The 20,079-nt window shown below is 51.1% G+C and carries 15 protein-coding genes and 1 tRNA gene; 6 read left to right on the top strand and 10 right to left on the bottom strand.

All coding sequences use genetic code 11. The features are described from left to right. Position 1: 1 nt before the first annotated feature. The 5 genes from GBK04_RS12970 to ubiE form a co-directional block, all read right to left on the bottom strand. Positions 2–3,889 (bottom strand): Eco57I restriction-modification methylase domain-containing protein, encoded by a 3,888-nt coding sequence (locus GBK04_RS12970; protein WP_373330945.1) that lies wholly within the window; start codon positions 3,887–3,889, stop codon positions 2–4. Then, positions 3,880–7,296, bottom strand: a complete 3,417-nt coding sequence (locus GBK04_RS12965; protein WP_152760280.1) for a helicase-related protein — start codon at positions 7,294–7,296, stop codon at positions 3,880–3,882. Before GBK04_RS12965 ends, GBK04_RS12970 begins: the two co-directional genes overlap by 10 nt. A 209-nt stretch (positions 7,297–7,505) precedes the next feature. Beyond that, a tRNA-Val gene (locus GBK04_RS12960) sits at positions 7,506–7,580 on the bottom strand. Positions 7,581–7,690: 110 nt separating this feature from the next. Next, complete coding sequence (gene porT / locus GBK04_RS12955) at positions 7,691–8,428, bottom strand: type IX secretion/gliding motility protein PorT/SprT (protein ID WP_152760279.1); 738 nt, start codon at positions 8,426–8,428, stop codon at positions 7,691–7,693. After that, positions 8,377–9,099 (bottom strand): bifunctional demethylmenaquinone methyltransferase/2-methoxy-6-polyprenyl-1,4-benzoquinol methylase UbiE, encoded by a 723-nt coding sequence (ubiE, locus tag GBK04_RS12950; protein WP_152760277.1) that lies wholly within the window; start codon positions 9,097–9,099, stop codon positions 8,377–8,379. Before ubiE ends, porT begins: the two co-directional genes overlap by 52 nt. A gap of 164 nt (positions 9,100–9,263) precedes the next feature. Here ubiE and GBK04_RS12945 point away from each other — a divergent pair, with 164 nt between their 5' ends. Continuing rightward, on the top strand, positions 9,264–10,469 hold the full coding sequence (locus GBK04_RS12945; RefSeq protein WP_373330943.1) for a thrombospondin type 3 repeat-containing protein: 1,206 nt from the start codon (positions 9,264–9,266) through the stop codon (positions 10,467–10,469). A gap of 184 nt (positions 10,470–10,653) precedes the next feature. On the opposite strand, the gene GBK04_RS12940 is transcribed toward GBK04_RS12945, so the two are convergent. After that, the gene (locus GBK04_RS12940; protein WP_373330942.1) at positions 10,654–11,382 is read right to left on the bottom strand and encodes an IS5 family transposase; all 729 of its coding nucleotides are present in this window, start codon (positions 11,380–11,382) and stop codon (positions 10,654–10,656) included. 93 nt (positions 11,383–11,475) lie between these two features. After that, complete coding sequence (locus GBK04_RS12935) at positions 11,476–13,368, bottom strand: amidophosphoribosyltransferase (RefSeq protein ID WP_152760275.1); 1,893 nt, start codon at positions 13,366–13,368, stop codon at positions 11,476–11,478. Between the two features lie 341 nt (positions 13,369–13,709). Here GBK04_RS12935 and GBK04_RS12930 point away from each other — a divergent pair, with 341 nt between their 5' ends. Together GBK04_RS12930 and GBK04_RS12925 are read left to right on the top strand one after the other, a co-directional pair. Continuing rightward, positions 13,710–14,588: a TraB/GumN family protein gene (locus tag GBK04_RS12930; protein ID WP_152760273.1), complete on the top strand. Its 879-nt coding sequence runs from the start codon at positions 13,710–13,712 to the stop codon at positions 14,586–14,588. 116 nt (positions 14,589–14,704) lie between these two features. Further along, positions 14,705–15,250 (top strand): DUF2911 domain-containing protein, encoded by a 546-nt coding sequence (locus tag GBK04_RS12925; RefSeq protein ID WP_152760271.1) that lies wholly within the window; start codon positions 14,705–14,707, stop codon positions 15,248–15,250. 58 nt (positions 15,251–15,308) lie between these two features. On the opposite strand, the gene GBK04_RS12920 is transcribed toward GBK04_RS12925, so the two are convergent. Together GBK04_RS12920 and GBK04_RS12915 are read right to left on the bottom strand one after the other, a co-directional pair. Beyond that, positions 15,309–16,001 (bottom strand): response regulator transcription factor, encoded by a 693-nt coding sequence (locus GBK04_RS12920; RefSeq protein WP_152760269.1) that lies wholly within the window; start codon positions 15,999–16,001, stop codon positions 15,309–15,311. Between the two features lie 55 nt (positions 16,002–16,056). Continuing rightward, positions 16,057–17,301 carry a sensor histidine kinase gene (locus GBK04_RS12915; RefSeq protein WP_152760267.1) on the bottom strand — a complete coding sequence of 415 codons (1,245 nt, stop codon included), beginning with the start codon at positions 17,299–17,301 and terminating at the stop codon, positions 16,057–16,059. Between the two features lie 227 nt (positions 17,302–17,528). Between GBK04_RS12915 and GBK04_RS12910 the strand changes: the two genes are divergently transcribed. After that, entirely contained in the window at positions 17,529–17,927 is a 399-nt protein-coding gene (locus tag GBK04_RS12910; RefSeq protein WP_152760265.1) for a DUF1573 domain-containing protein, read from the top strand. A gap of 113 nt (positions 17,928–18,040) precedes the next feature. On the opposite strand, the gene GBK04_RS12905 is transcribed toward GBK04_RS12910, so the two are convergent. After that, positions 18,041–18,262 (bottom strand): hypothetical protein, encoded by a 222-nt coding sequence (locus GBK04_RS12905; RefSeq protein WP_152760263.1) that lies wholly within the window; start codon positions 18,260–18,262, stop codon positions 18,041–18,043. A gap of 173 nt (positions 18,263–18,435) precedes the next feature. Here GBK04_RS12905 and GBK04_RS12900 point away from each other — a divergent pair, with 173 nt between their 5' ends. Further along, positions 18,436–19,692 carry a metallophosphoesterase gene (locus GBK04_RS12900; protein ID WP_152760261.1) on the top strand — a complete coding sequence of 419 codons (1,257 nt, stop codon included), beginning with the start codon at positions 18,436–18,438 and terminating at the stop codon, positions 19,690–19,692. 132 nt (positions 19,693–19,824) lie between these two features. After that, positions 19,825–20,061, top strand: a complete 237-nt coding sequence (locus tag GBK04_RS12895) for a hypothetical protein (RefSeq protein WP_152760259.1) — start codon at positions 19,825–19,827, stop codon at positions 20,059–20,061. Positions 20,062–20,079: the final 18 nt, after the last annotated feature.

Below are 20,079 nucleotides of genomic sequence, written 5' to 3'. Positions count from 1 at the left end.
TTCAGGAGCGCCGGTACTTCCCGATGGTTTTTTCGATGGCTTTAATCCCACTTTCCCAGTCCTCCGAGAAATCTACGTACTGGATGGCGTTGATTTCGGCAGGTAGTTTAGTAGGGTCATAATCGTTAAACTTGACGGGGATGATGTACACATCCGAGACCGAACGCTCGGCCTGACGGCGGGCGGCTTTCTTCAACTCCACCTGGAAAAACCCGCGCTTGCCCACCGACGACGCCGACAGGCACACGATCACGAACTCATGTTCTTTGAGGGCTACCTCGATTTTGTGCTCCCAGTTTTCGCCGGGCAATAGCTCGTAGTCGTCTTTCCAGACCCGGAAACCTTTGGCTGTTAAATCTTGGTAGAGTCGCTCGACCGAGACAGCGTCCTCGTGGGCGTAAGACATAAAAATAGTAGCAGGTTGCATGGCTTGCAGGCGATTAAATTCGGTGAGGGTTGCTTCCTTCTGGGCAGCGGCCACAAGCGGAAAAGTAGTAAGGATATAGGTAAATTCTTCCGCCGACAGGCCATAGAGCGTAGCCATGATGGCGTCTATTTCGGCTCGAAGCTGATTGCGCCAGGCTTCGTCAATGACGCCGCTTGTCACCGTCCAGGGCGTGGACATGACTTCCTCCCATAGGGCCGCATACTCCGGAGTGGTGCAAATGAGTTTTGCCGCCCGCTCTACCAATTCCTCGAACCACGGGTCTCCCGATTGGAGGCGGGGGACAGGGAGTTGGTATACGTAAAACATATTAATGTTAGCTGATACAATCTGTCGGGCATAGTAATCTACGATCAAGCTGTTTAGCAAAGTTGGAATAAGCAAAACTTCGGACTCTGAAAGCTCCGAATTACTTACCAATAAAGAATTACCACAGAATACATTTTTAGAAAGTGTCGTAGCAATAATTGTTCGAGAATCAGAACTTCGTGCCACAGCACGCAACGCTACACGGTAATTTTGATAGTTCAGCACCCGGCCCGAATCGTCGGCATTTCTTCCCAAAATCGAGCTTCGTCCTTCGGCTGTTTCGATATAATACCGACCTTCTTCCGACTTGCTGATGAACTGATTCATCATCTTTCCTTCAAAGAGTGGTAGCATTCCCGGCTTCTGCCCAGTTCGAAACAGATCGCTATCGTTGGTCATGTCAAATTCACGGGTCAGGGAAAAATTCCAGGTACTCTCCAGGTGTTCACCCAACGACGGGAATTTCAAGATTTTATCCGCGATGGTAAAGTCCATTTCGCGCCGTATTTCCATTACTGACAGCGATTCGAGCGATTGCCGCTTGACAAAATCCGTCGTGATTTCTATAAAGGTCTCGGGATTGTGCAGGAAAGAATCCAATTGGCCGGTACCGATCGCCTCGCGTGGATTAATGCGAAATGTGGCTTGAAATGAATTGGTATTTCCCCCTTTTTCAAATGATAAAAGAGTAAATGGAAACCTGTGATCAACATTATCAAAGATGAATTTTTCGTTAGCCAAACTGACCAACTGCTGCACCTTGGTTTTTGTAAATAAAAGCTGGCGAAGCTGCTTAGTGCCTAGGTCGGAGTAGATACCACTGGGAATAATAATACCACAGTACCCGCCGGGCTTCAGCAGGTTGTAACATTGCTCGGTAAAAAGCTTATAAAGGTTGGTGTCGGATCCCGCTTTCCGGCCATTGATGTATGAGATTTGATTGATGTACTGCGGACTGCTACGATAATACTGGCTCACGTGGGGGAAACGGCTCAGGTAATCGAGCCACGCCTGGCGTACCTCCATATCTTGAAGTAAGCTGTCTTTCTCTTTTACAAAATCCTGGATATCCATCTTTTTCTTGGTGACTAACTCGGAGTACTCCATAAAAAACTCCTTCGCATTGGGCTTGAACACCTCCCAGGGTGGGTTGGTAATGATGGCGTCAAAGCCGCCGCGCTGCACCATGATCTCGTCAAACTCGAACGACCAGTGGAAGGGAGTCAGGGCCTCAATATCGCTCTTTTTGAGTACCCGCTTCTTGACCTTGCCCACTTTTCCCTTTTGCGAGTCCCAGGTAGCTTCCTCGTACTTAATACCCAGCTTGTGCCACTCATACAGCGAAATAAGATTGAGTGTATCAATAGCAGTGTCGCGCTGTTGCTGAATACTGTCGCGCAGCGTCTGCAAGTCTTTGGTGAAGGTGGCGGTGCTTTTGTATGCCCGCACGGCAGCGGCTTTTTCCTGCACCAATTGTGAGTAGTTTTTATTAAAAAGGTCGTAGTTGTCAAACTGCTCGTCGTTGACCCGCAGCAACCCGACCAGCGAATTACCGGGCATGATGTTGAAGTCGATGTTGGGCAGTGGTTCGAGTTGGCTCACCTTTTCGGCCGAGGCTACCAGCGTAAGAAACAGCCGTAGCTTGGCGATTTCGGTGGCCTCCTCCATAATGTCTACGCCGTAAAGGTTATTGGTAATGATCTGCTTCTTAATGTAGTAGTTAACCGAAGGGTGCTCCCGCTCGATCTGCGCTTTCCAGGCCGTCAGACCGCTGTCGTTCAAGAACGGAATCCGACCCAATACACCCGCGTAGATATTAATAAGCGTTTTCATGGCCGCCACCAGAAACGCCCCGGAACCACAGGCCGGGTCGAGTAGCGACAAACCGGGCAGAATGGCACTTGGGCCCACCACCAACTTACGGCAGGTATCGGCATCGAGGCCCACGAGAAGTTCGGGAATATCGGCGTAGTGCTTGCGGCGCAGCTTCTGCGCAAGGGCATTAGGTACCTCGGCTGGTACTTCCGGGCCGTTGACTTCGTCCAGAATAAGTTTGTACACCGTCTGCTCGCAGAGGTACTCCGTTATTTCGGGCGGTGTGTAGTAAGCCCCGTAGGCTTTCTGGTTGATGTATTTCTCGAAAATGTACCCTAGCACGTCAGGGTTTATTTCGTTGTCGGGGTTGCCGGGCGTGTCGTCGAGCGTCCATGAGTACGCGTCAAACAGGCCGAAAAGATTAGCGAAGGCGTCGTCAGGAATCTGAATGGCCGCGCCATACTTCTGTTCGATCTTGTGGCGCAGAAATAGCCCACCATTGAGGTACTTCACCCGGCCAATAAGTGCGTTGGTTTCGTCGCTGCGCTCATTTTCTGGTACGGCAAAACCTTCAAAGAAGAGCTTTTCTAGGAAGAGGTTGTAGTATCGCCCTTCGCCGTGCTGCGCCTGTACCTCATCCAGTTTAGTGGCCAAGTACTGTACATTTCCTTTGTCAAGGAAATGCTTTTTTTGCAGGAAATAAATGAACATCAGCCGATTGAGCAGCACCGAGGCATACCAGCGGCGGTCGGTCTCGTCGGGGATGCCCTGGATCAATTCCAGAAATCGCAGGTGCTGCTGCTGATAATCGCGGTAGAATTTTTTGGTGACGGGCTTGACGTCGAGTGCCTTCTCAATCTTCCGGCTCACGTCCAGGATATTGACGTTACCCTCCTGATTCAGCTCGCTGATATCGACAAAGAGCGGGCTGAGTTTGGACAAAAACAAATCGCCGGGCTGTCCTTTAAGATAGAGGTGTTCGCGGGCGAATTCCTTCTTCCCTTCTCGTTTGAGCCACCGCCACACGCACTGGGTACGGGCTTTATCCACAAAAATCAGGATATGAACCAACTGCGTTTTCTGGGTATCCAACGAAATCTGGGCTCGTGTTGCGGTAGCTGGGATAGTACCGTCTGGTAGCGTGATCTCATATACAGCAGCTCCACCCAGATGGGCGATTTCGCGGCGGGTGTAAGCGGTGTCTTTGGCCGTGAGCGAGGTAGACCTGTCGTTGAGCGGGTTTCCCCAGCCGAGTTCTTCGCGGAATAGGGTCTGAAAATCTAGTTCTTGTAAAAGTCGGCGGGTTTTTTCTACGCGCATGGGGTGGTCGGTACGGATGAGTCGGCTTGGATGCCCAGAGAGCAGATGATTTGGGGTTGGCGGTAGGTGAGTTCTTCCTCGCGGATAATACACAGGCGGTCTTCTTCACGCAACGAAAGTACCAGCTTCGCCAAATCTGTATCGTTGATTCCCGTGCGGAGAGCGCGGTTGAGAGCATCTTTGGCCCACTCTTTCAGCGGATAGCGGTACAGCTCGTCCAGGGTATCTTTGAGGTCGTCCATCGTGAAGAGCGTATCCTCGTACTGCTTGGCGTAATCTTCCAGCCGCGTATAAAGGCGGTATTTGATGCTGGTTTTGCGTCCCAGGGTACCTCCGGTGCTGGCCTCTTCGCGCCGGATAAGGTCCACGCCTTGTTGTACCAAATCGTGGTGGTGTTCCAAGCGCGGCAGTCCAGGCGTGCCGGGAGCGCACTCGGCGGCCCGTAAAATGGCCAACTGCGACTGCGTGATGACGCTGCCCTTTTCGTCGAGCCAGGTCAGCACGTCATTGTCGTCCGGGGTGCGGGCATACACCACCACCCCGCTGCCGCTAATACCTTGATTGTCGTTGGTTTTGGTGGCATAGGTCACATTGGGCAGGTTCGGGATAGTCTTGAGAAGTGAGGGATCGCGATCCACGGCGTTTTTCCACACTTGGTATGCATACGACGACAAGTCCACCTCCGTGTCGGTGTCCTCATTGTCCAGCATCTTGGAATTTTCGTTGTAAAGATCGTGTAATACTACCTTGTCGCCCTCGAAAAACACCTCGTCGGTACCAACCACCTCGGCGTTTTCGGCCATGCGATTACGTAGCCTTTCCCGCAGGTTAATGATCTGCTCGATACCTTCTTCGGGCAAAAACGAATAGCAAAGAATGTTGTCCGACTGCTGACCGATCCGGTCTACCCGGCCAGCGCGCTGAATGAGACGAATGATGGCCCAGGGTAAATCGTAGTTCAGGATAATGTGGCTATCCTGCAAGTTATGCCCTTCACTGAGCCGATCGGTCGTCACTAGAATCCGTAACTCCTGGATTTTATTGGTTTTTGCCCCATTACTAACCGGACTGAACCGCCGTACTAGCAAAGAAGGGTCTTCGGTTTGGCCTGTTACGCAATCTATTGACCCTAAGTTCAACTGAGCTAGTTGGCGACACAGGTAGCGAGCGGTATCAGCAAACTGCGTGAAGATCAGTATTTTTTCGGTGCGATGCCTGGTACTACATAAGTCAGCCAGAGCCCGGAGCTGACGGTCCTGCGACGGATGCCAGTTGTCGTTTTTTTTCAGGATAGATAGTAGGGCCCTGGCGTCGTAAATCAGTGACGATTTCAATTCAGGCACAAAAAACTCGCTCCTGATCCAATTGAAGCGGGCGTAGTGACGGGGGCTACGGTAGCGCTCGTAAATACGCTGCGCTTTCTCGTAGTACTCCGCCTCGTCGGTCAACAGTGTAATGTCTTCGTCATCTTCGTCTTCGTCCGTCAGGTCGGGGTCGATCAGATCTGATAACTGTTGGCCGACGGGCAAAGGTAAACCATTGTCCAGCGCGTACAGAAAGACATAATTCCGAACGGCGTGGCGACATAAGGATAAAAGAAACGAATAGCCGCAACTTTCCAGCCGCTTGAAAAGGTTAGTCCGGCAGAAGCCCATTAGTCGCTGTCCGGCGTGAGACAAATTAGCCAGCAGCGCAGCTTCATCTACCGATGGGGTAACATGCTTGATAGGAAGTTCATAATTTCCCAGACCATATCGTGGCAGGTTCAGGGAGGTAATTATGGCCACTACTTCTGGGGAATATAGCCGGGCATACTGATCTGTGACATCTTCGGGGTCAAAGCCGTACTCCACTTTTTTCGAGAGCCGATCGGGGAAGTAAGAGCGGGAGCCATCCTTAAAGGTCAGATAGTATCGCTGCCGTTCCTCATCGTAAGTAGCGTAATTTTCTTTAACGAATGAACGCGTCCGGCGTACCATGTATAGCCGCATCAGTTCGCGCCAATCGTCGGGTTCCTCACTTTTCTCAAAGGCACGAATGCTCCTCTGGAACAATTCAGGAAACTTAGCGGCAAACTGCACTTCACCTCCGAGCGCTCGAATTAAGTTCTCTGGTGTAATGCCTAAATCTTGGTCGTCGGAAAGGAAAAGACGAAGCTGATTCGAGAGATCGAGGTAGGTTTTATTGTAGGGCGTGGCTGAAAGCAGAATAACACGACTTTCATTTTCCTCGATGTAAGAACGGATAGCCCGGAAGCGCTTGCCGTCGCTGTTTCTCAGGTTATGGCTCTCGTCAATAATAACCAGACGATAGCGGCGCAGATCTTTCAGCTTGGTTTGGGCTTGTTGAAGGGACATCACCAGCGCGTTGAGTTGGTACTGAATACGGTAGTTCTCCCACATCGTCACTAGCGTAGCCGGACAAATTACCAGCACCTCTGGGTAAGCGAATTCAACGGTTTTTGCCAAAGCAGTGGCTGTGATGGTTTTACCCAAACCCACTACATCGCCTAGCAGTACCCCGCCCCGCTTATGCAAGTGCTGAGCAGCGATCTGCACGGCTTTTTCCTGGAAATCCAGCAACTCACGCTGGAAGATCTTTGGGATAGAATACTGGTCGATGCCCGCCTGCGCCTCCCGTGACAAATGGTAGGCCATCTTGAGGTACACATGATAAGGCGACACCAACCGGTCGGATGCCCAGCTTTGTTCCAGTATTTCGATTAACTCCTGCGTAATGTCAAGCGAAAGGCGGTCGTCCCAGCGGTCGTTGAACCATTCAGCCAGCCGCCGGGTAGTATCTGGCTCGAAGATGTCCGTGTTCATTTCTGCCTGGTGTGTCAGGCCAGAAAGCGTGAGATTACTGCTTCCAAGGAAGCTATTGATTGTTTTGTCCGCCTGATAAGCTAGGTATAGCTTGGCATGAAGAAGTTGGCGTAAATACAGCTTGACAACGACCTTCTTGCTTTTTAGTTGCCGAACCAGTTGTCGTAAAATGTATTCATCGTAGGTGGTGGGTACACCTACGGTCAACTGTTGGCGGAGTTCTTCGGTAACCTTGCGCTTGATCCTGACTGCCGTTGTATTATCTGTTATTGCTTGTTTTAATAGTTCACTATTAACATTTCCCTGCTTTTCAAAATAATCACGGATAATATCGATGGGCATCTTCTGCATACCGATGATGAGACGGCAGTATCGAAACTCCTCATCGCCGTCTTCCTCTACATAACCACCATTCACGGTATCGACGGCCTCGGCAATCTCACGCCACCCCCTTAGATTAAAGTACCCAACGCAAAAATCAGCTCGCTCTGCTTGGATGACTAATTTTTCCAGCTCACTTCCTAACGAAGGTGTACTCAGATTATCAACGATCTGATGTGACTGTTTTTCAGCAATAACCATAGCTAGGATTGAATGAAAATAAGATTGTCCTTTTTAAGCATTCGGGCCTAACTTCGGAATGTTTTTTGAGAATCGGAAAGAATAAACGGTCTATTTATTGACAATGTCCTACCAACTATGAAGATTTGGATTTTTAGCGTACCTAGGATCTGTCAAAGACAAACAAAAAAGCCGCTAAATCGTATGATTTAGCGGCTTTTAAAGAAATGTGGGCCCTGAGGGATTCGAACCCCCGACCCCCTGCTTGTAAGGCAGGTGCTCTGAACCAGCTGAGCTAAGAGCCCCTACGTTTCCGTTTGGGATTGCAAATATGGGAGGGTGATTTTGGGTTTCCAACTATTTTCCTTAATTTTTTTAAAGAAAATAACAACCTCCTGACAATCAGTACCGGTTTCTATTCGAAATTGAGGTACAGGGTGACGGTATGCGTAGTAAGGCGGTTGAGACCAATGCTGGCCGAATTGTTGGCAGGTTGCAACATATTCACTAATCCGTGCGAGAATCGCAGTTCGGGGGCAAATTTGAAGAATTGGAAAAACTGCTCGAAACCTACCCCGTAGTCTACAGTGAAGTCGGAAGTACGGGTATCGAGCTGATTATTGACGCCGGCGTTACCCCGGCTACGCTTTACGTTGGTTTCGATGCCCAGCGTTACTCCCGCAATCATGTACATGCGGGTATTGACCCGGCGGGCTGACTTGTACTTAAGAAGCAACGGAATTTCAATCCAGGTCGATTCCCGGCTTTCAGTCTTCTCGGAGCCGGGGTAATTGAACTTGACCCGTCGCTCATACAGCGATATAGATGGTGTGGTACGGATGTCAAAATGATCAGTCAGGAACGCATTGACCGTAAAACCCATACGAAAAGCGCCCTGCGCGGGCGAGCTAATGGCAAAAGCAGAATCCGATTCCAGAAATTTATCGCTATGGCGAATGGTGAAACGCGTAACGGGCACTGCGAACAGAAAACCATAGTGAATGGGCTTGTCGTCGTAGAACTCCAGATGCCGCCGGACGTAGCCCGCTCCCTGTGCTTGTGCCTTATCGGCAGCGAAAAGACCCAAAAGTAAGAAAAGTACTATTTGTGGCCTAGGTAAATGGAACAGATTCCGAAGGTCAGTGGTATGCATTTGGTGTTAGTGAAACCCGCTTTTTCAAAAATGGTCAGAAAATCGTTACCGTCGGGAAAAGCCTGCACGGACTCAGGCAGGTAGGTATAGGCAGAACGGTCTTTGGAAACGATTTTGCCCACGGTGGGTAGTATATATTTGAAATAAAAATTATACACCTGCTTGAAGGGAAAGGCTTTGGGTTTGGAAAACTCCACCACGACGCAGGTACCCCCCGGGCGCATCACCCGCTGCATATCGGTCAGTCCGGCCAGCAGGTTCTCAAAGTTGCGCACTCCAAACGAAACGATGATGGCATCGAAATAATTGTCCGCAAAAGGCAGACTTTCCGAATCCCCCTGGCGCAGTTCGATGATATCCTGCTTACCGAGTTTCTGAATTTTTTGCCGCCCTACGGCCAGCATGCCCTCTGATATGTCCACACCTATGATTTTCTCGGGATTGAGCGCAAGCGCCTCAATGGCGAAGTCTCCCGTACCCGTAGCAATATCCAGAATATTCCTAGGTTTGGCCTTCTTGAGCAGTTTGATCGCCTTCTTGCGCCAGTAGATGTCAATCCCGCCACTCAGGAGGTGGTTTAGGAAATCGTATTTGGGGGAAATGTTATCGAACATTTCGGCGACCTGCTCGCGCTTGCTGTTTTCCCTGTCTTTGTACGGAACGACGCTCATAGGCTGGATTTTCTTGGAAACAAAGGGTAAAAGTAGGAGATATATCCGCTTTTTTAACTACGATCCTGCCGGAAAGTTCGCCTAGCGCGGTGATTTAATCATAGGATATAGCAAGGGTTCGGGTATAGGTTTTTATATTTGTTGACTTCCCAAACCACAGAACTATGAAAGCACGTTCACTTATTTTAGTTGGATGCATGATTTTGACCGCTCTGGTTATCCAAGCCCAAGGCCGGATCAGCATGCAAACTGCGGACTCGTCCTCGACCCAAACCCGCAACCTGACGGGCCGTGTGCTTTCTCCGTACTCAATTGCCGTCCGGGGCGGCTTGACACAGTTCTTTGGAGAGCTCAACCAGCAGGATATGAAGTTCGTGGCAGGCATCAGTTTGATGCAGGCTGTAACCCCATCCTTTTCGATGGGCCTGGACTTCACAGCCGGCAAGCTGGGGGGACAAAAAACTGATTTTTTTAACTCTTATTTTATCAATGAGTTCAACTCTGTCGAACTGCTGGCGCGTTGGGATTTGACCGAGCAATTCAGTCGCTACGTCGAAAGTAGCCCTATTCACCTGGGCGTATACGGCGGACTGGGGATTATGTATTTCAGCGCGGAAGCGTACGATCTTACCACCAATCAGCGGGTCCGTTTTACCAACAGCCCGGTCAGCGGCCGCACGCCGCTGTTCCTGCGTTGGGGGAATCCCAGTGGTAAGATAGGGGTAAGTAAGACCCACGAGCGCACAATTCCGCTGGGCTTGACGGTCAACTACCAATTGCCCAAAAACTGGCAGGTAGGGCTGGACTATAGGTTCTATTTTGCCCGGAACGATAAGCTTGACGCCACATCGGGCAACCGGCTCATTAATCCCGAAGAGTCTGCCTCTTACAGCGATACTCCGATGGATAAGTTCAGTTTTCTGGCTGTAACGCTATCGCACCGCTTTACCTATAAACCTCGTGATGCCGACAAGGACGGGGTTCCTGATGACCGTGACCGCTGCCCTGACACGCCGGGTAGTGCGAAATTCTTCGGCTGCCCCGATACTGACAACGACGGGATTCCCGATTATGTGGACCGCTGCCCTACCCTTGCGGGTCCTGTGGCTACCCGGGGGTGCCCTGATACCGACGGTGATGGTCTGGTAGATCGCTACGACGATTGTCCCACAGTAGCCGGAACCGTGAGAGGATGCCCCGACCGAGATGGCGACGGCGTACGCGACGATTACGACGGCTGTCCGGATGTAAAAGGCCTGATCCGCTTTGGCGGTTGCCCCGACACCGATGGCGACGGTATCCCCGATCATGTAGACAAATGCCCCACACAACCCGGAAAATACGAAAATGCTGGTTGCCCGGTCAAATGATGCTATAAATCGGGCAGATATATAAGGGAATAAACTTAATTTTAGCTGTCTAAAAAAAAGGGCGTCTCATAGTGAGACGCCCTTTTTTTATTTTGAATAATGTTAGAGCGTGTTTGGGAATTAAATTTGGTTTGCTACCTCGATTCGTTGCAACATGATCTGGATATTGGCTAGCATCAACCAACTAACCGAAGAAGATACTGTGTGCTCGTAATCCTTGACGATTCGACGGAAGAACGGGGTCGCCCGTGCGATTTGTCCACCCTATGCTCCGTTCCACGACCCACCGCTCGGCTACCGGCACGAAGCCCTGACTAGATTCGGGCCGGGAGGCTCGCTCGAAATCGACGCCCCACTTAGACAATTCGCACGCGAAAACGCCCCCGTAGGCTTGGTCGCCGAAGACCTTTTCAATCCGGTCGCCATACCACAAAATGCCGCTTACCAAAGGCAATGAGGCAGGGCCGTCAGCTTGGTTGGCCGAATGCACATCGGCGGCCCACAGCCGCCCGCCTGTGTCGACAAGCAACTGTCTTTTGCGGCCGTTGACCTTCTTGTGAGCGTCAAGGCCAGGGTCTGCACAGATCATAGGAGCCAGTTTAACACTCTGGCTGTCAATACAAAACACCGAGGGGTAGGCCTGGCGCCCCTGCCGTTTTCGGTCCAACTGGTTCAGCTCGCGGTTGATCCGCTCAAGCGTTCCATCGGCCTTCCAGCGGTCGAAATAGTAGTACACAGTTTGCCAGTGCGGATATTCCCCAGACAGATTTCGCCACTGACAGCCAGTACGCAAGAGCCACAGAATGGCGTTTATGACTTCGCGCAAGTCGCTTCTTCGTCTGCGATTGAGTGGTAAAAAGGGCGATATTGCAGCCCATTGAGAGTCGGTCAGTCTTTTGAACTGTTTGGTCATGTCTTTGCATTTTGGTCGATACAAAGATGACACGGCTCTCATTACTTCTCAATTCCCAAACACGTTCTTAACGGTCAATTCTTTACGATCAACTCAATAAGCCCTCACCAGTTTACCTTCGTGGAAATTGACATAGGCTTTGTTGACCACTTTGTTTCCGCCCGGCGTGGGGTAGTTACCGGTAAAGTACCAGTCGCCAATATGGTTGGGGCACGCTTTATGCAGGTTATCTACGGTCTGGAAAATAACTGACACGTCGGCCTTCAGGTCTTCAGGGCGAATTATCTCGGCGATCTTCTGAGAAATCTCATCGTCCGTAAAATGTTCGTACAGGGATTGCGCAAAATTGGTGGCGTGCCCGTTGCGAGAAGCCAGGTTGGCCGCGCATTGGGTATATACTTCTTCGCGCAGGTACCCCATGCCGCGCTCCTCGAGCAGCTCAATCATGGCCCGGAAAGCCACGAAATCTTTCATCTTCGACATATCGATCCCGTAGCAGTCGGGGAAGCGAATCTGGGGCGCCGACGATACAATCACGATTTTCTTGGGGCCCAGGCCATCCAGCATTTTCAGAATGCTCTTTTCCAGCGTAGTACCCCGCACAATGGAGTCGTCGATCACTACCACCGTATCGATCCCCTTACGCACTACCTCAAAAGTGGTATCGTATACACTCGACACCATATCGTCACGTAGGTTGTCGGCCGTGATGAAGGTGCGGGATTTGACATCCTTCGTCACCAGTTTTTCGATGCGCGGCCGGAAGGAAAGTACGCGATCGAGTTCTTCTTCGAACAAAATCCCCTCCATGATGGCCCGCTTGCGCTTCTTGGCCAGGTACTCTTCCAAGCCCTCGATCATGCCAAAAAACGAAGTTTCGGCGGTGTTGGGAATGTAGGAGAATATGGTGTTTTCAAGATCGTAGTCGATCTCCTTTAAAATCTGCGGAATCAGCAGTTTGCCCAGCTGCTTGCGCTCGTTATAAATATCCGGATCGGTACCCCGTGAGAAGTAGATGCGTTCAAAGCTGCACGAACGCTTGGGTAGCTGCGGCAGGATGGACATTTCGCTGTACTCACCTTCTTTGTTGATAATCAGCGCACTACCCGGCGTTACTTCCTGAATCTGGCTGTACTCTACGTCGAAAGCCGCCTTGATAGCCTGCTTTTCCGAAGCTACCACCACCACTTCGTCGTCGGCATAGTAGTAGGCAGGCCGAATACCCGCCGGATCACGCATCACGAAGGCCGCGCCGTGGCCGGTGAGCCCGCACATGGCGTAGCCGCCGTCGAAATCGCGGCAGGAGCGTTCGAGTACGCGCTGTAGATCAATGTTTTCCTCGATGATATCCGACAGCACGGGATTTTCCCAAATCCCCTTGAACCGGTCGAACACACGTTGGTTTTCTTCGTCCAGAAAATGGCCGATTTTTTCCATCACGGTCACGGTATCCACCTTCTCTTTGGGATGCTGACCCAGGGAAACGAGTTTGCCAAAAAGCTCATCCACATTGGTCATGTTGAAGTTTCCGGCCATCACCAGGTTGCGGCTGCGCCAGTTGCTTTGCCGAAGCATCGGGTGGCAGCTTTCGATTTCGTTGGCCCCGTGGGTACCATACCGAAGGTGTCCGAGCCACAGTTCCCCCGTAAAAGCCAGATTTTCCTGCAACCATTTGGCGTCGTAGGTCCGGTCTTTATGGTCTTTGAGGCCCTTCCTGAATTTCTTATGAATTTTTTGAAAAATATCGGCTACGGGCTGCGGCTCAATGGACCGGTAGCGGCTGATGTAGCGCTTGCCGGGGGGTACCTCGATCTTGATATTGGCAACCCCGGCCCCGTCCTGCCCCCGGTTGACCTGCTTCTGCATCATGACCGACAACTTGTGCACGGCGTAGAGCGGCGTCTCGTATTTGTCGATGTAGTGTTGGTAGGGCTTGCGCAAACGGATGAGCGCGATTCCGCACTCGTGTTTAATGGCATCGCTCATGGGAAGGTGAGAGTGTTTGGATTGGTGAATGTAAGAATGCTACTGATCGGGTAAACAATTTTCTTCATTCCGGCATTTCTGGCTGCTGCGTATATAGATTGATAGTCAGTCCGTTGCATTACCTAGCATCGGTTCGACACTACTTTAACCTTTCGATGGTTCATTTGGTTCGAGGGAGAAAGGACAAAAGTACGGATTCTTCGTGGCGAGTCGGGTCGGAGGTGGAGTAATTATTTTTAGGGTACCCCAACCGGGTACGGTAGAAATTCCAGAGAGTTTTAAGAAAGACGAAATGGTTTTGTCATAAGAAATGTTGGAGTGACAAACCTATTGATTTGAAAATGCCAAACCTGCACCTGAAACATCTGTTCATTCTAGTTATTATCCTGACCTCAGGTACCTCCCACGCCCAGTCTCCAAAGGAGGCCTCATTGCTGTGGAAAATCGAGGGAAAAGCTTTATCCGAGCCCTCCTACCTGTACGGTACCATCCATCTAATCTGTCCCAGCGACTTCACGCTGAGCGACACACTGAAAGGCTGCCTGCAACAAACCGAGCAGCTGACTCTGGAAATTGACATGGATGATCCGGGACTCATGATGGCGATGGCCAAAAGCATGGGCATGCCCGAAGGTGAGGAGCTGAAACAATTGCTGGATTCGACGGACTACGTGCGTCTGAATCGTTACTTCAAGGATTCAGTGGGCCTCAATATTGCTCCGTTCGAGCGGGCCAAACCCTTCATGCTGATGAGTATCCTGCTCAATCGGGTATTGGCCTGCCAGCCGCAGTCGTATGAACTTTCGCTGATGAGCCTGGCCAAAAAGCAAAATTCGGAGGTGGTAGGTCTGGAAACGGTGGAGGAACAAATGGCCGTTTTTGACTCCATTCCCTATGCTGATCAGGCCCGGATGCTGATCACGCTCATGGACAGCCTGCCACAGGCCCGGCGCGAGTTCGGAAAAATGGTGGAGGTATACAAAACCCAGGACATCGAGGGCTTGTATGATCTGACGCTGGCGAGTGAGTTCGATATGGAAAAGCATCAGGAGGTACTCCTCACTGACCGCAACAAACGCTGGATTCCGATTATCGAGAAGCAAGTAGCCCAAAAGCCTACCTTCATCGCCGTAGGCGCAGCCCATTTGGGGGGTGAGGAAGGGGTAATTGCATTGCTGAGAAAAGAGGGGTACCGCGTTTCACCGGTTTTCGGACGTTAGGAATCCGATCATGCATTTCCCTTTCTTTTTGACGCTTTCTCACTCCTTTTAAGACGCTTATCAAAAATCACTATCTTTGAAAAACCCTTTTTTAACCTTCCTATCCCTTCGCAATTATGAACAAGTTTCTGAAATGGGCCGCCATCATAATTGGCAGTCTGGCCATCCTCCTCTTTGTGGCCTTCAAATTCATGCAGTCCAACACCAAGAAAGCCAGCCCCGAGCAGACTGTCGCCCTCAAACAGGGGGGTAAGGATGTGACGGTGTTCTACTGCCGTCCCTACAAAAAAGGCCGGGAGATTTTCGGCGGATTGGTACCCTACGGCGAAGTGTGGCGCACCGGAGCCAACGAAGCCACGACGTTCACGACTAAAAACGAATTAGTCATTGGCGGCAAACTCCTGCCCGCCGGGGAATATACCCTGTGGACAATCCCCGAGCGGGACAAATGGACCGTCATTTTCAACAGCAAACAGTACGGCTGGGGCGTAAGTTTCGACGGTAAAGCCAGTCACGAGGCGGATGCCGATGTGCTGAAGGTGGAGGTACCCACGGAGGTGCTCAGTGTTCCTGTAGAGCAATTCACCATCTCCTTCAATGAGGCCGTGCCCGCCATGGAACTCGCCTGGGACCAAACCAAGGTAGCGGTACCTTTGAAGTAATTAGACAATGGACCGTTGCTAGTGAAAATGAGGAAATAGTAACTGTCCACTGAATTACCTACCAGCTGATTCGAAAGCCGACGCTGTGGACATTGTCGATGCGAATGGCGGGATCCCCGCTGAGGTACTTGCGCAGGCGCGAAATGAATACATCCAGGCTGCGCCCCATGAAGTAGTCGTCGTCGCCCCAGATTGCTTTCAGCAGATCCTCACGCCTGATTACCTCGTTGGGACGTTCGGCCAGGTACTGCATGACTTCTGCCTCCCGGAACGTGAGCGTATGCGTAGCACCGTTCAGCGATAGCGTCAGTTTTTGAAAATCGAACACGTACTTCCCTACGCGCTGCGGGACATCGACGGTCTCATCGTGCGCATGGGTACCCTTTTGGGAACGGCGCAGAAAGACCTCGATCCGCAGAATCAACTCCTGAATACTGAATGGCTTGGTGACGTAGTCATCGGCCCCCAGGCGAAGTCCGTGCAGGCGATCGTCGAGCAGGGCGCGGGCGGTCAAAAACAGAATGGGTACCTGCTGGTCAGCTTCCCGGATTTTCCCGGCCAGGGTAAAGCCGTCCATTTCGGGTAGCATGACATCCAGCACACAGATATCGAAGTGCTCCTTCCGAAAAGTATCCCAGCCTTCTTGCCCATTGGTGCAATGGACAATTTCGTACTCGTGGGCTTCCAGGTTATCCTTAGTAGCAAAGCCCAGATTGGGATCGTCTTCGACGTAGAGAATGCGAGGCTTCATTTATTTTGTGGAGAATTGACAGTGCTTTTTATCTGTGTTCCAAGCTGTAAAATAATCACTTTTTGGGGATAGACACCAGAAACTCGCTGCCCTGGCCGGGTTCGCTGTTCAGGTGTAGCTTCCAGCGATGAGCTTTTACGATCTGCCGCACGTAGCTCAGCCCGATGCCAAAACCCTTGACATTATGAACGTTGCCCGATGAAACCCGATAAAATTTTTCAAAGATTTTCTTCTGGTGTTCCGGCGCAATGCCAATCCCCAAATCCCGCACTGACAAAACCATCCGGTCGCCTTCGTCAAACGTGCTGACAGTCACTTTGGAATCTTTGGGCGAATATTTGAGTGCATTATCGATCAGGTTACTCACCAGATTGCTAAAATGCAGTCGATCGGCCTGGATGTAGGGAGCGGTAGCCCTTAGATTTAGCGTGATGCGGTCTTCATAAGGATGGGCGATGCGCTGAATCAGCTCGTGGGCATCCAGCCATTCCAGTTCCAGGGCCAATTTGTTGCGCTCGGCTTTGGCCATATTCAACACCATTTCCACCTGCCGCTGCAAGCGCAGAATCTCTTCCTCCACAATGCGTACGTAGCGGCTGTGGCGTTCGGGCTGGGTAGCAATGGCCGGGTTTTTAAGCACATCAGCCGCGATCCGGATCGTCGAAATAGGCGTTTGGAGTTCGTGGGTCATGTTGTTGATAAAATCCCGCTGTACTTCCGAAAGCTGTTTCTGCCGCAGAATGACAAAGAGCGCGTAGGAGAAAAAACTCACCGCAATCAGCACCAGCACCGACGACCAGATCCAGCCCTGCAAGTCGCCCGCCAGGTAGCTTTCCTGTGCGGGAAAGCGGATGCCGAAGTAGTAGGGGTACTTATCCGTCTTGATCCAGCCGGCCGTGGTTGTGGGTGCTTTGTCAGTATTGCGGGTACTGAGCAGCATGCCGTACCGCATCCGGTCAGTGGTGCAGTCGTAAATACCTACCTCGAAATCGGTGATGAGATCGTGTCGCCGGAACGACTCCCGGATGAACTGCTCGAGTACCTCGGGCTGGGTAGTAGCGTTGGTGTTGACCAGGAAATAATCCGGTGACAGCTGCTCCACGGGATTGACGCTCTGCATCACGCGGTTCATCTGGGCAAGTCGTTCGGCTACTTCCTGCAGGGCCACGTGGGCACGCTGGTTAAACTGCCGCTTGCGCAGGTCCAGCGTACGGTTTACCCAGTACATCTGCATGACCAGTACGCCTATAATCGAGAGGGCAGAGAGCGGTACGAGCCACCGTATGGTTCTTCGTGACAATGTATTTAGCGGAAAGTTGAGGGTTGAGCCAGAGTCACCTGGCACCGGAAGGAGCAATCTTCATCAACCCGTAAATATTGGATCAAAATTAGCTCATTTCCGGGTCATTTTGCCTTGTTAACACCCTGTTAACATTTGTTGGCGGTTCATTAACAAGCCCCCACAAAGGGATAATCTACTTTTGAACCGTTCTATTTTTCTTTCACCCAAAACCAAACCTACTTACCATGAAAACCAAAAACTACCTTTTCACCCTTCTGGCCTTGTGCGTAGCTACTGTTGTGATGGCCGGTACCCTGGCTTCTTTCAAATGGATCGAAACGGATCACGACTTTGGCAAGATTCCGCAGGGCAAACCCGTCACGGTGCAATTTCAATTCACCAACACGGGCAGCGAGCCACTCATTGTCAGTAAAGCGACGGGTTCATGCGGCTGTACAGGCGTAGAGTACCCCAAAGAGCCAATCCTACCCCGGCAAAGCGGTACGATCAAAGCTACTTTCAACGCGGCGGCCGTGGGGCCTTTCACCAAATCCGTCACCGTAGAATCCAACGCTGACACCGGACTGACCATCCTGCATTTCAAAGGTGAGGTAATTTCGTCAGAAAAAGCAGGAGGTAAATAGCTTTCAGATTAGCCATGAAAAGAAAGAAGCCAGCGGGATGATCCCGCTGGCTTCTTTCTTTTACGTCATAATACATTCCAAAAGAAATTTCATTACGTCACTCATGTAGGTAGTTAGTTCGGACTATCCAGCCCCCGAATCGCCTCATAATCGCTTTTCAGGCGCCCTACCTCGGTCGCCAGGAATTTCTGCAATTGCGCGTTGAAATCGACTTTGTCTTCTTCCGAAAGGGACGCATACAAATCTTTCAATTCCTGATTGATCGCCGCGCGCTCTTCACTGGAGGCCGCATTGATAGAGCGCATATGGTACCGTTTGAAATCGAATTCCGCCATGTAGTATGTTCATTTACAAAATTCAAAACTAGCCGTTTACAGGCACCAGGGCAACTTTTATCCCGCCACGACACCCTCTGTCCGTTCTTTACCAGACATTTGAACAAGAAAAAAGATTCCGGCGTTTATAGTAACATGCCGAAATCCGGCCCTGTATTTTATTCATCCGTTCAATGAATCGTTCGTTCTTTTTTCTAATTCTCACCTTCATATTCTTTGCCATCGACTGGTACGTCTGGCTGGCAGTTCGCACGGTCATTCGGTCATCGTCCCCGGTTACGCAGCGCTGGGTCACGGGCATCTACTGGGGCTTTTCGATCCTGACGCTGGGTGCCTACATTATTGTGCAGCTTCTACCCCCGGATGCCTTTAATAAAACGGTGCGCAATTTCGTCTTTGCGGGCATTGCCATTCCTTACTTTTCCAAGTTGTTTGCGGTACTTTTCCTGCTCGTGGACGACGTGCGCCGCCTGGTACAGTGGGCCATCAGTCTCTTTATCCCGCCGGTAGCACCAGCTCCCGCCGATTCGGCCATGCCGCGTATTCCGCGTTCGGAGTTTTTGTCCGCTACCGCTCTTATTGCGGGTGGCGGTCTGCTGGGTACCTTTGCCTATGGCATTATCTCGGGAGCGCACGATTACCGGATTCGACGGGTCAAGGTCGTTTTGAAAAATTTGCCCAAAGAGTTCGACGGTATCCGCATCGCGCAACTTTCGGATATCCACTCGGGTAGCTTTTTTAATAAAACGGCGGTAAAAGGGGGCGTGGAAATGCTCCTGAAAGAAAAGCCCGACATCGCTTTTTTCACCGGCGACCTCGTCAACGACCGGGCCTACGAAGTGAAAGATTATATCGACGTTTTTAGTAAAGTAAAAGCTCCGCTCGGGGTACATTCTATTTTCGGCAACCATGACTATGGCGATTACCAGCCCTTCGACAGTACCGCTGCCAAACGCAAAAACTTGCAGGACCTGGCCGCCGCCCATAAGGAAATGGGCTGGAATCTGATGCTCGACGAAAACCGGCCCATCCGCGTCGATGGAGCCGAAATTGGCCTGATCGGGATTCAGAACTGGGGCGCGGGCGGCTTCGCCAAGTATGGCGACCTGGCCAAAGCCTACCGGGGCGCGGAGGACTATCCGGTCAAGATTCTACTCTCGCACGACCCCAGCCACTGGCAGGCGCAGGTGCGACCCAATTTCAAAGACATCGACCTGGCCCTCGCGGGCCATACCCACGGGATGCAGTTTGGCATTGAGGTACCGGGCTTCAAATGGAGCCCGGTGCAGTACCGCTACAAGGAGTGGGCGGGACTATATACCGAAGAAAATCAGCACCTTTATGTGAACCGGGGTTTCGGGTACCTGGGGTACCCTGGTCGGGTCGGGATTCTGCCGGAAATTACGATATTGGAGTTGGTACGCGGGTAAAGAGAGGCACTGAGGCACAAAGTGGGGTACCCTGTCAATTCTGTCGCTTAATACCTTTGCCACTCATTAAAGAATAAAACTCCAATCAACTCGTTGCAATAGAAAGGCTTTGCTTCAACTACTTGAAAAATTATGAATAGAAAACTGATCATACTACTACTCTCGGGCTGGATGCTGGTGGGATTTGACATCGAAGCGGAAGCGCGCTCGATGGCTGCACCGGAAACTTCTACCCTCAAAACCGAAATGGGGCTTTTTGGCAAAAACAAGAAGAAGCGCCGGAAGTATAAAGGCTACAAGAAGCCCCGCAGCAAGAAAATCCTGGGAATTTTCAAGCGCAAGAGCGGATGCGGATGCCCGGGTACCTGAAACCATCGGCTATATAAA

The sequence above is a fragment of the Salmonirosea aquatica genome, assembly GCF_009296315.1.
Taxonomy (GTDB): Bacteria; Bacteroidota; Bacteroidia; order Cytophagales; family Spirosomataceae; genus Salmonirosea; species Salmonirosea aquatica.
This window is presented reverse-complemented; position numbering and strand designations above follow the sequence as displayed.

Excerpts from the sequence above, each read along its gene's own strand:
- GBK04_RS12905 (WP_152760263.1), bottom strand. The coding sequence starts at position 18,262 with ATGGCGGAATTCGATTTCAAACGGTACCATATGCGCTCTATCAATGCG.
- GBK04_RS12970 (WP_373330945.1), bottom strand. The coding sequence starts at position 3,889 with ATGCGCGTAGAAAAAACCCGCCGACTTTTACAAGAACTAGATTTTCAG.
- GBK04_RS12925 (WP_152760271.1), top strand. The coding sequence starts at position 14,705 with ATGAACAAGTTTCTGAAATGGGCCGCCATCATAATTGGCAGTCTGGCC.
- GBK04_RS12935 (WP_152760275.1), bottom strand. The coding sequence starts at position 13,368 with ATGAGCGATGCCATTAAACACGAGTGCGGAATCGCGCTCATCCGTTTG.
- GBK04_RS12910 (WP_152760265.1), top strand. The coding sequence starts at position 17,529 with ATGAAAACCAAAAACTACCTTTTCACCCTTCTGGCCTTGTGCGTAGCT.
- GBK04_RS12965 (WP_152760280.1), bottom strand. The coding sequence starts at position 7,296 with ATGGTTATTGCTGAAAAACAGTCACATCAGATCGTTGATAATCTGAGT.
- GBK04_RS12900 (WP_152760261.1), top strand. The coding sequence starts at position 18,436 with ATGAATCGTTCGTTCTTTTTTCTAATTCTCACCTTCATATTCTTTGCC.
- GBK04_RS12930 (WP_152760273.1), top strand. The coding sequence starts at position 13,710 with ATGCCAAACCTGCACCTGAAACATCTGTTCATTCTAGTTATTATCCTG.
- GBK04_RS12945 (WP_373330943.1), top strand. The coding sequence starts at position 9,264 with ATGAAAGCACGTTCACTTATTTTAGTTGGATGCATGATTTTGACCGCT.
- ubiE (WP_152760277.1), bottom strand. The coding sequence starts at position 9,099 with ATGAGCGTCGTTCCGTACAAAGACAGGGAAAACAGCAAGCGCGAGCAG.
- GBK04_RS12920 (WP_152760269.1), bottom strand. The coding sequence starts at position 16,001 with ATGAAGCCTCGCATTCTCTACGTCGAAGACGATCCCAATCTGGGCTTT.
- porT (WP_152760279.1), bottom strand. The coding sequence starts at position 8,428 with ATGCATACCACTGACCTTCGGAATCTGTTCCATTTACCTAGGCCACAA.
- GBK04_RS12940 (WP_373330942.1), bottom strand. The coding sequence starts at position 11,382 with ATGACCAAACAGTTCAAAAGACTGACCGACTCTCAATGGGCTGCAATA.
- GBK04_RS12895 (WP_152760259.1), top strand. The coding sequence starts at position 19,825 with ATGAATAGAAAACTGATCATACTACTACTCTCGGGCTGGATGCTGGTG.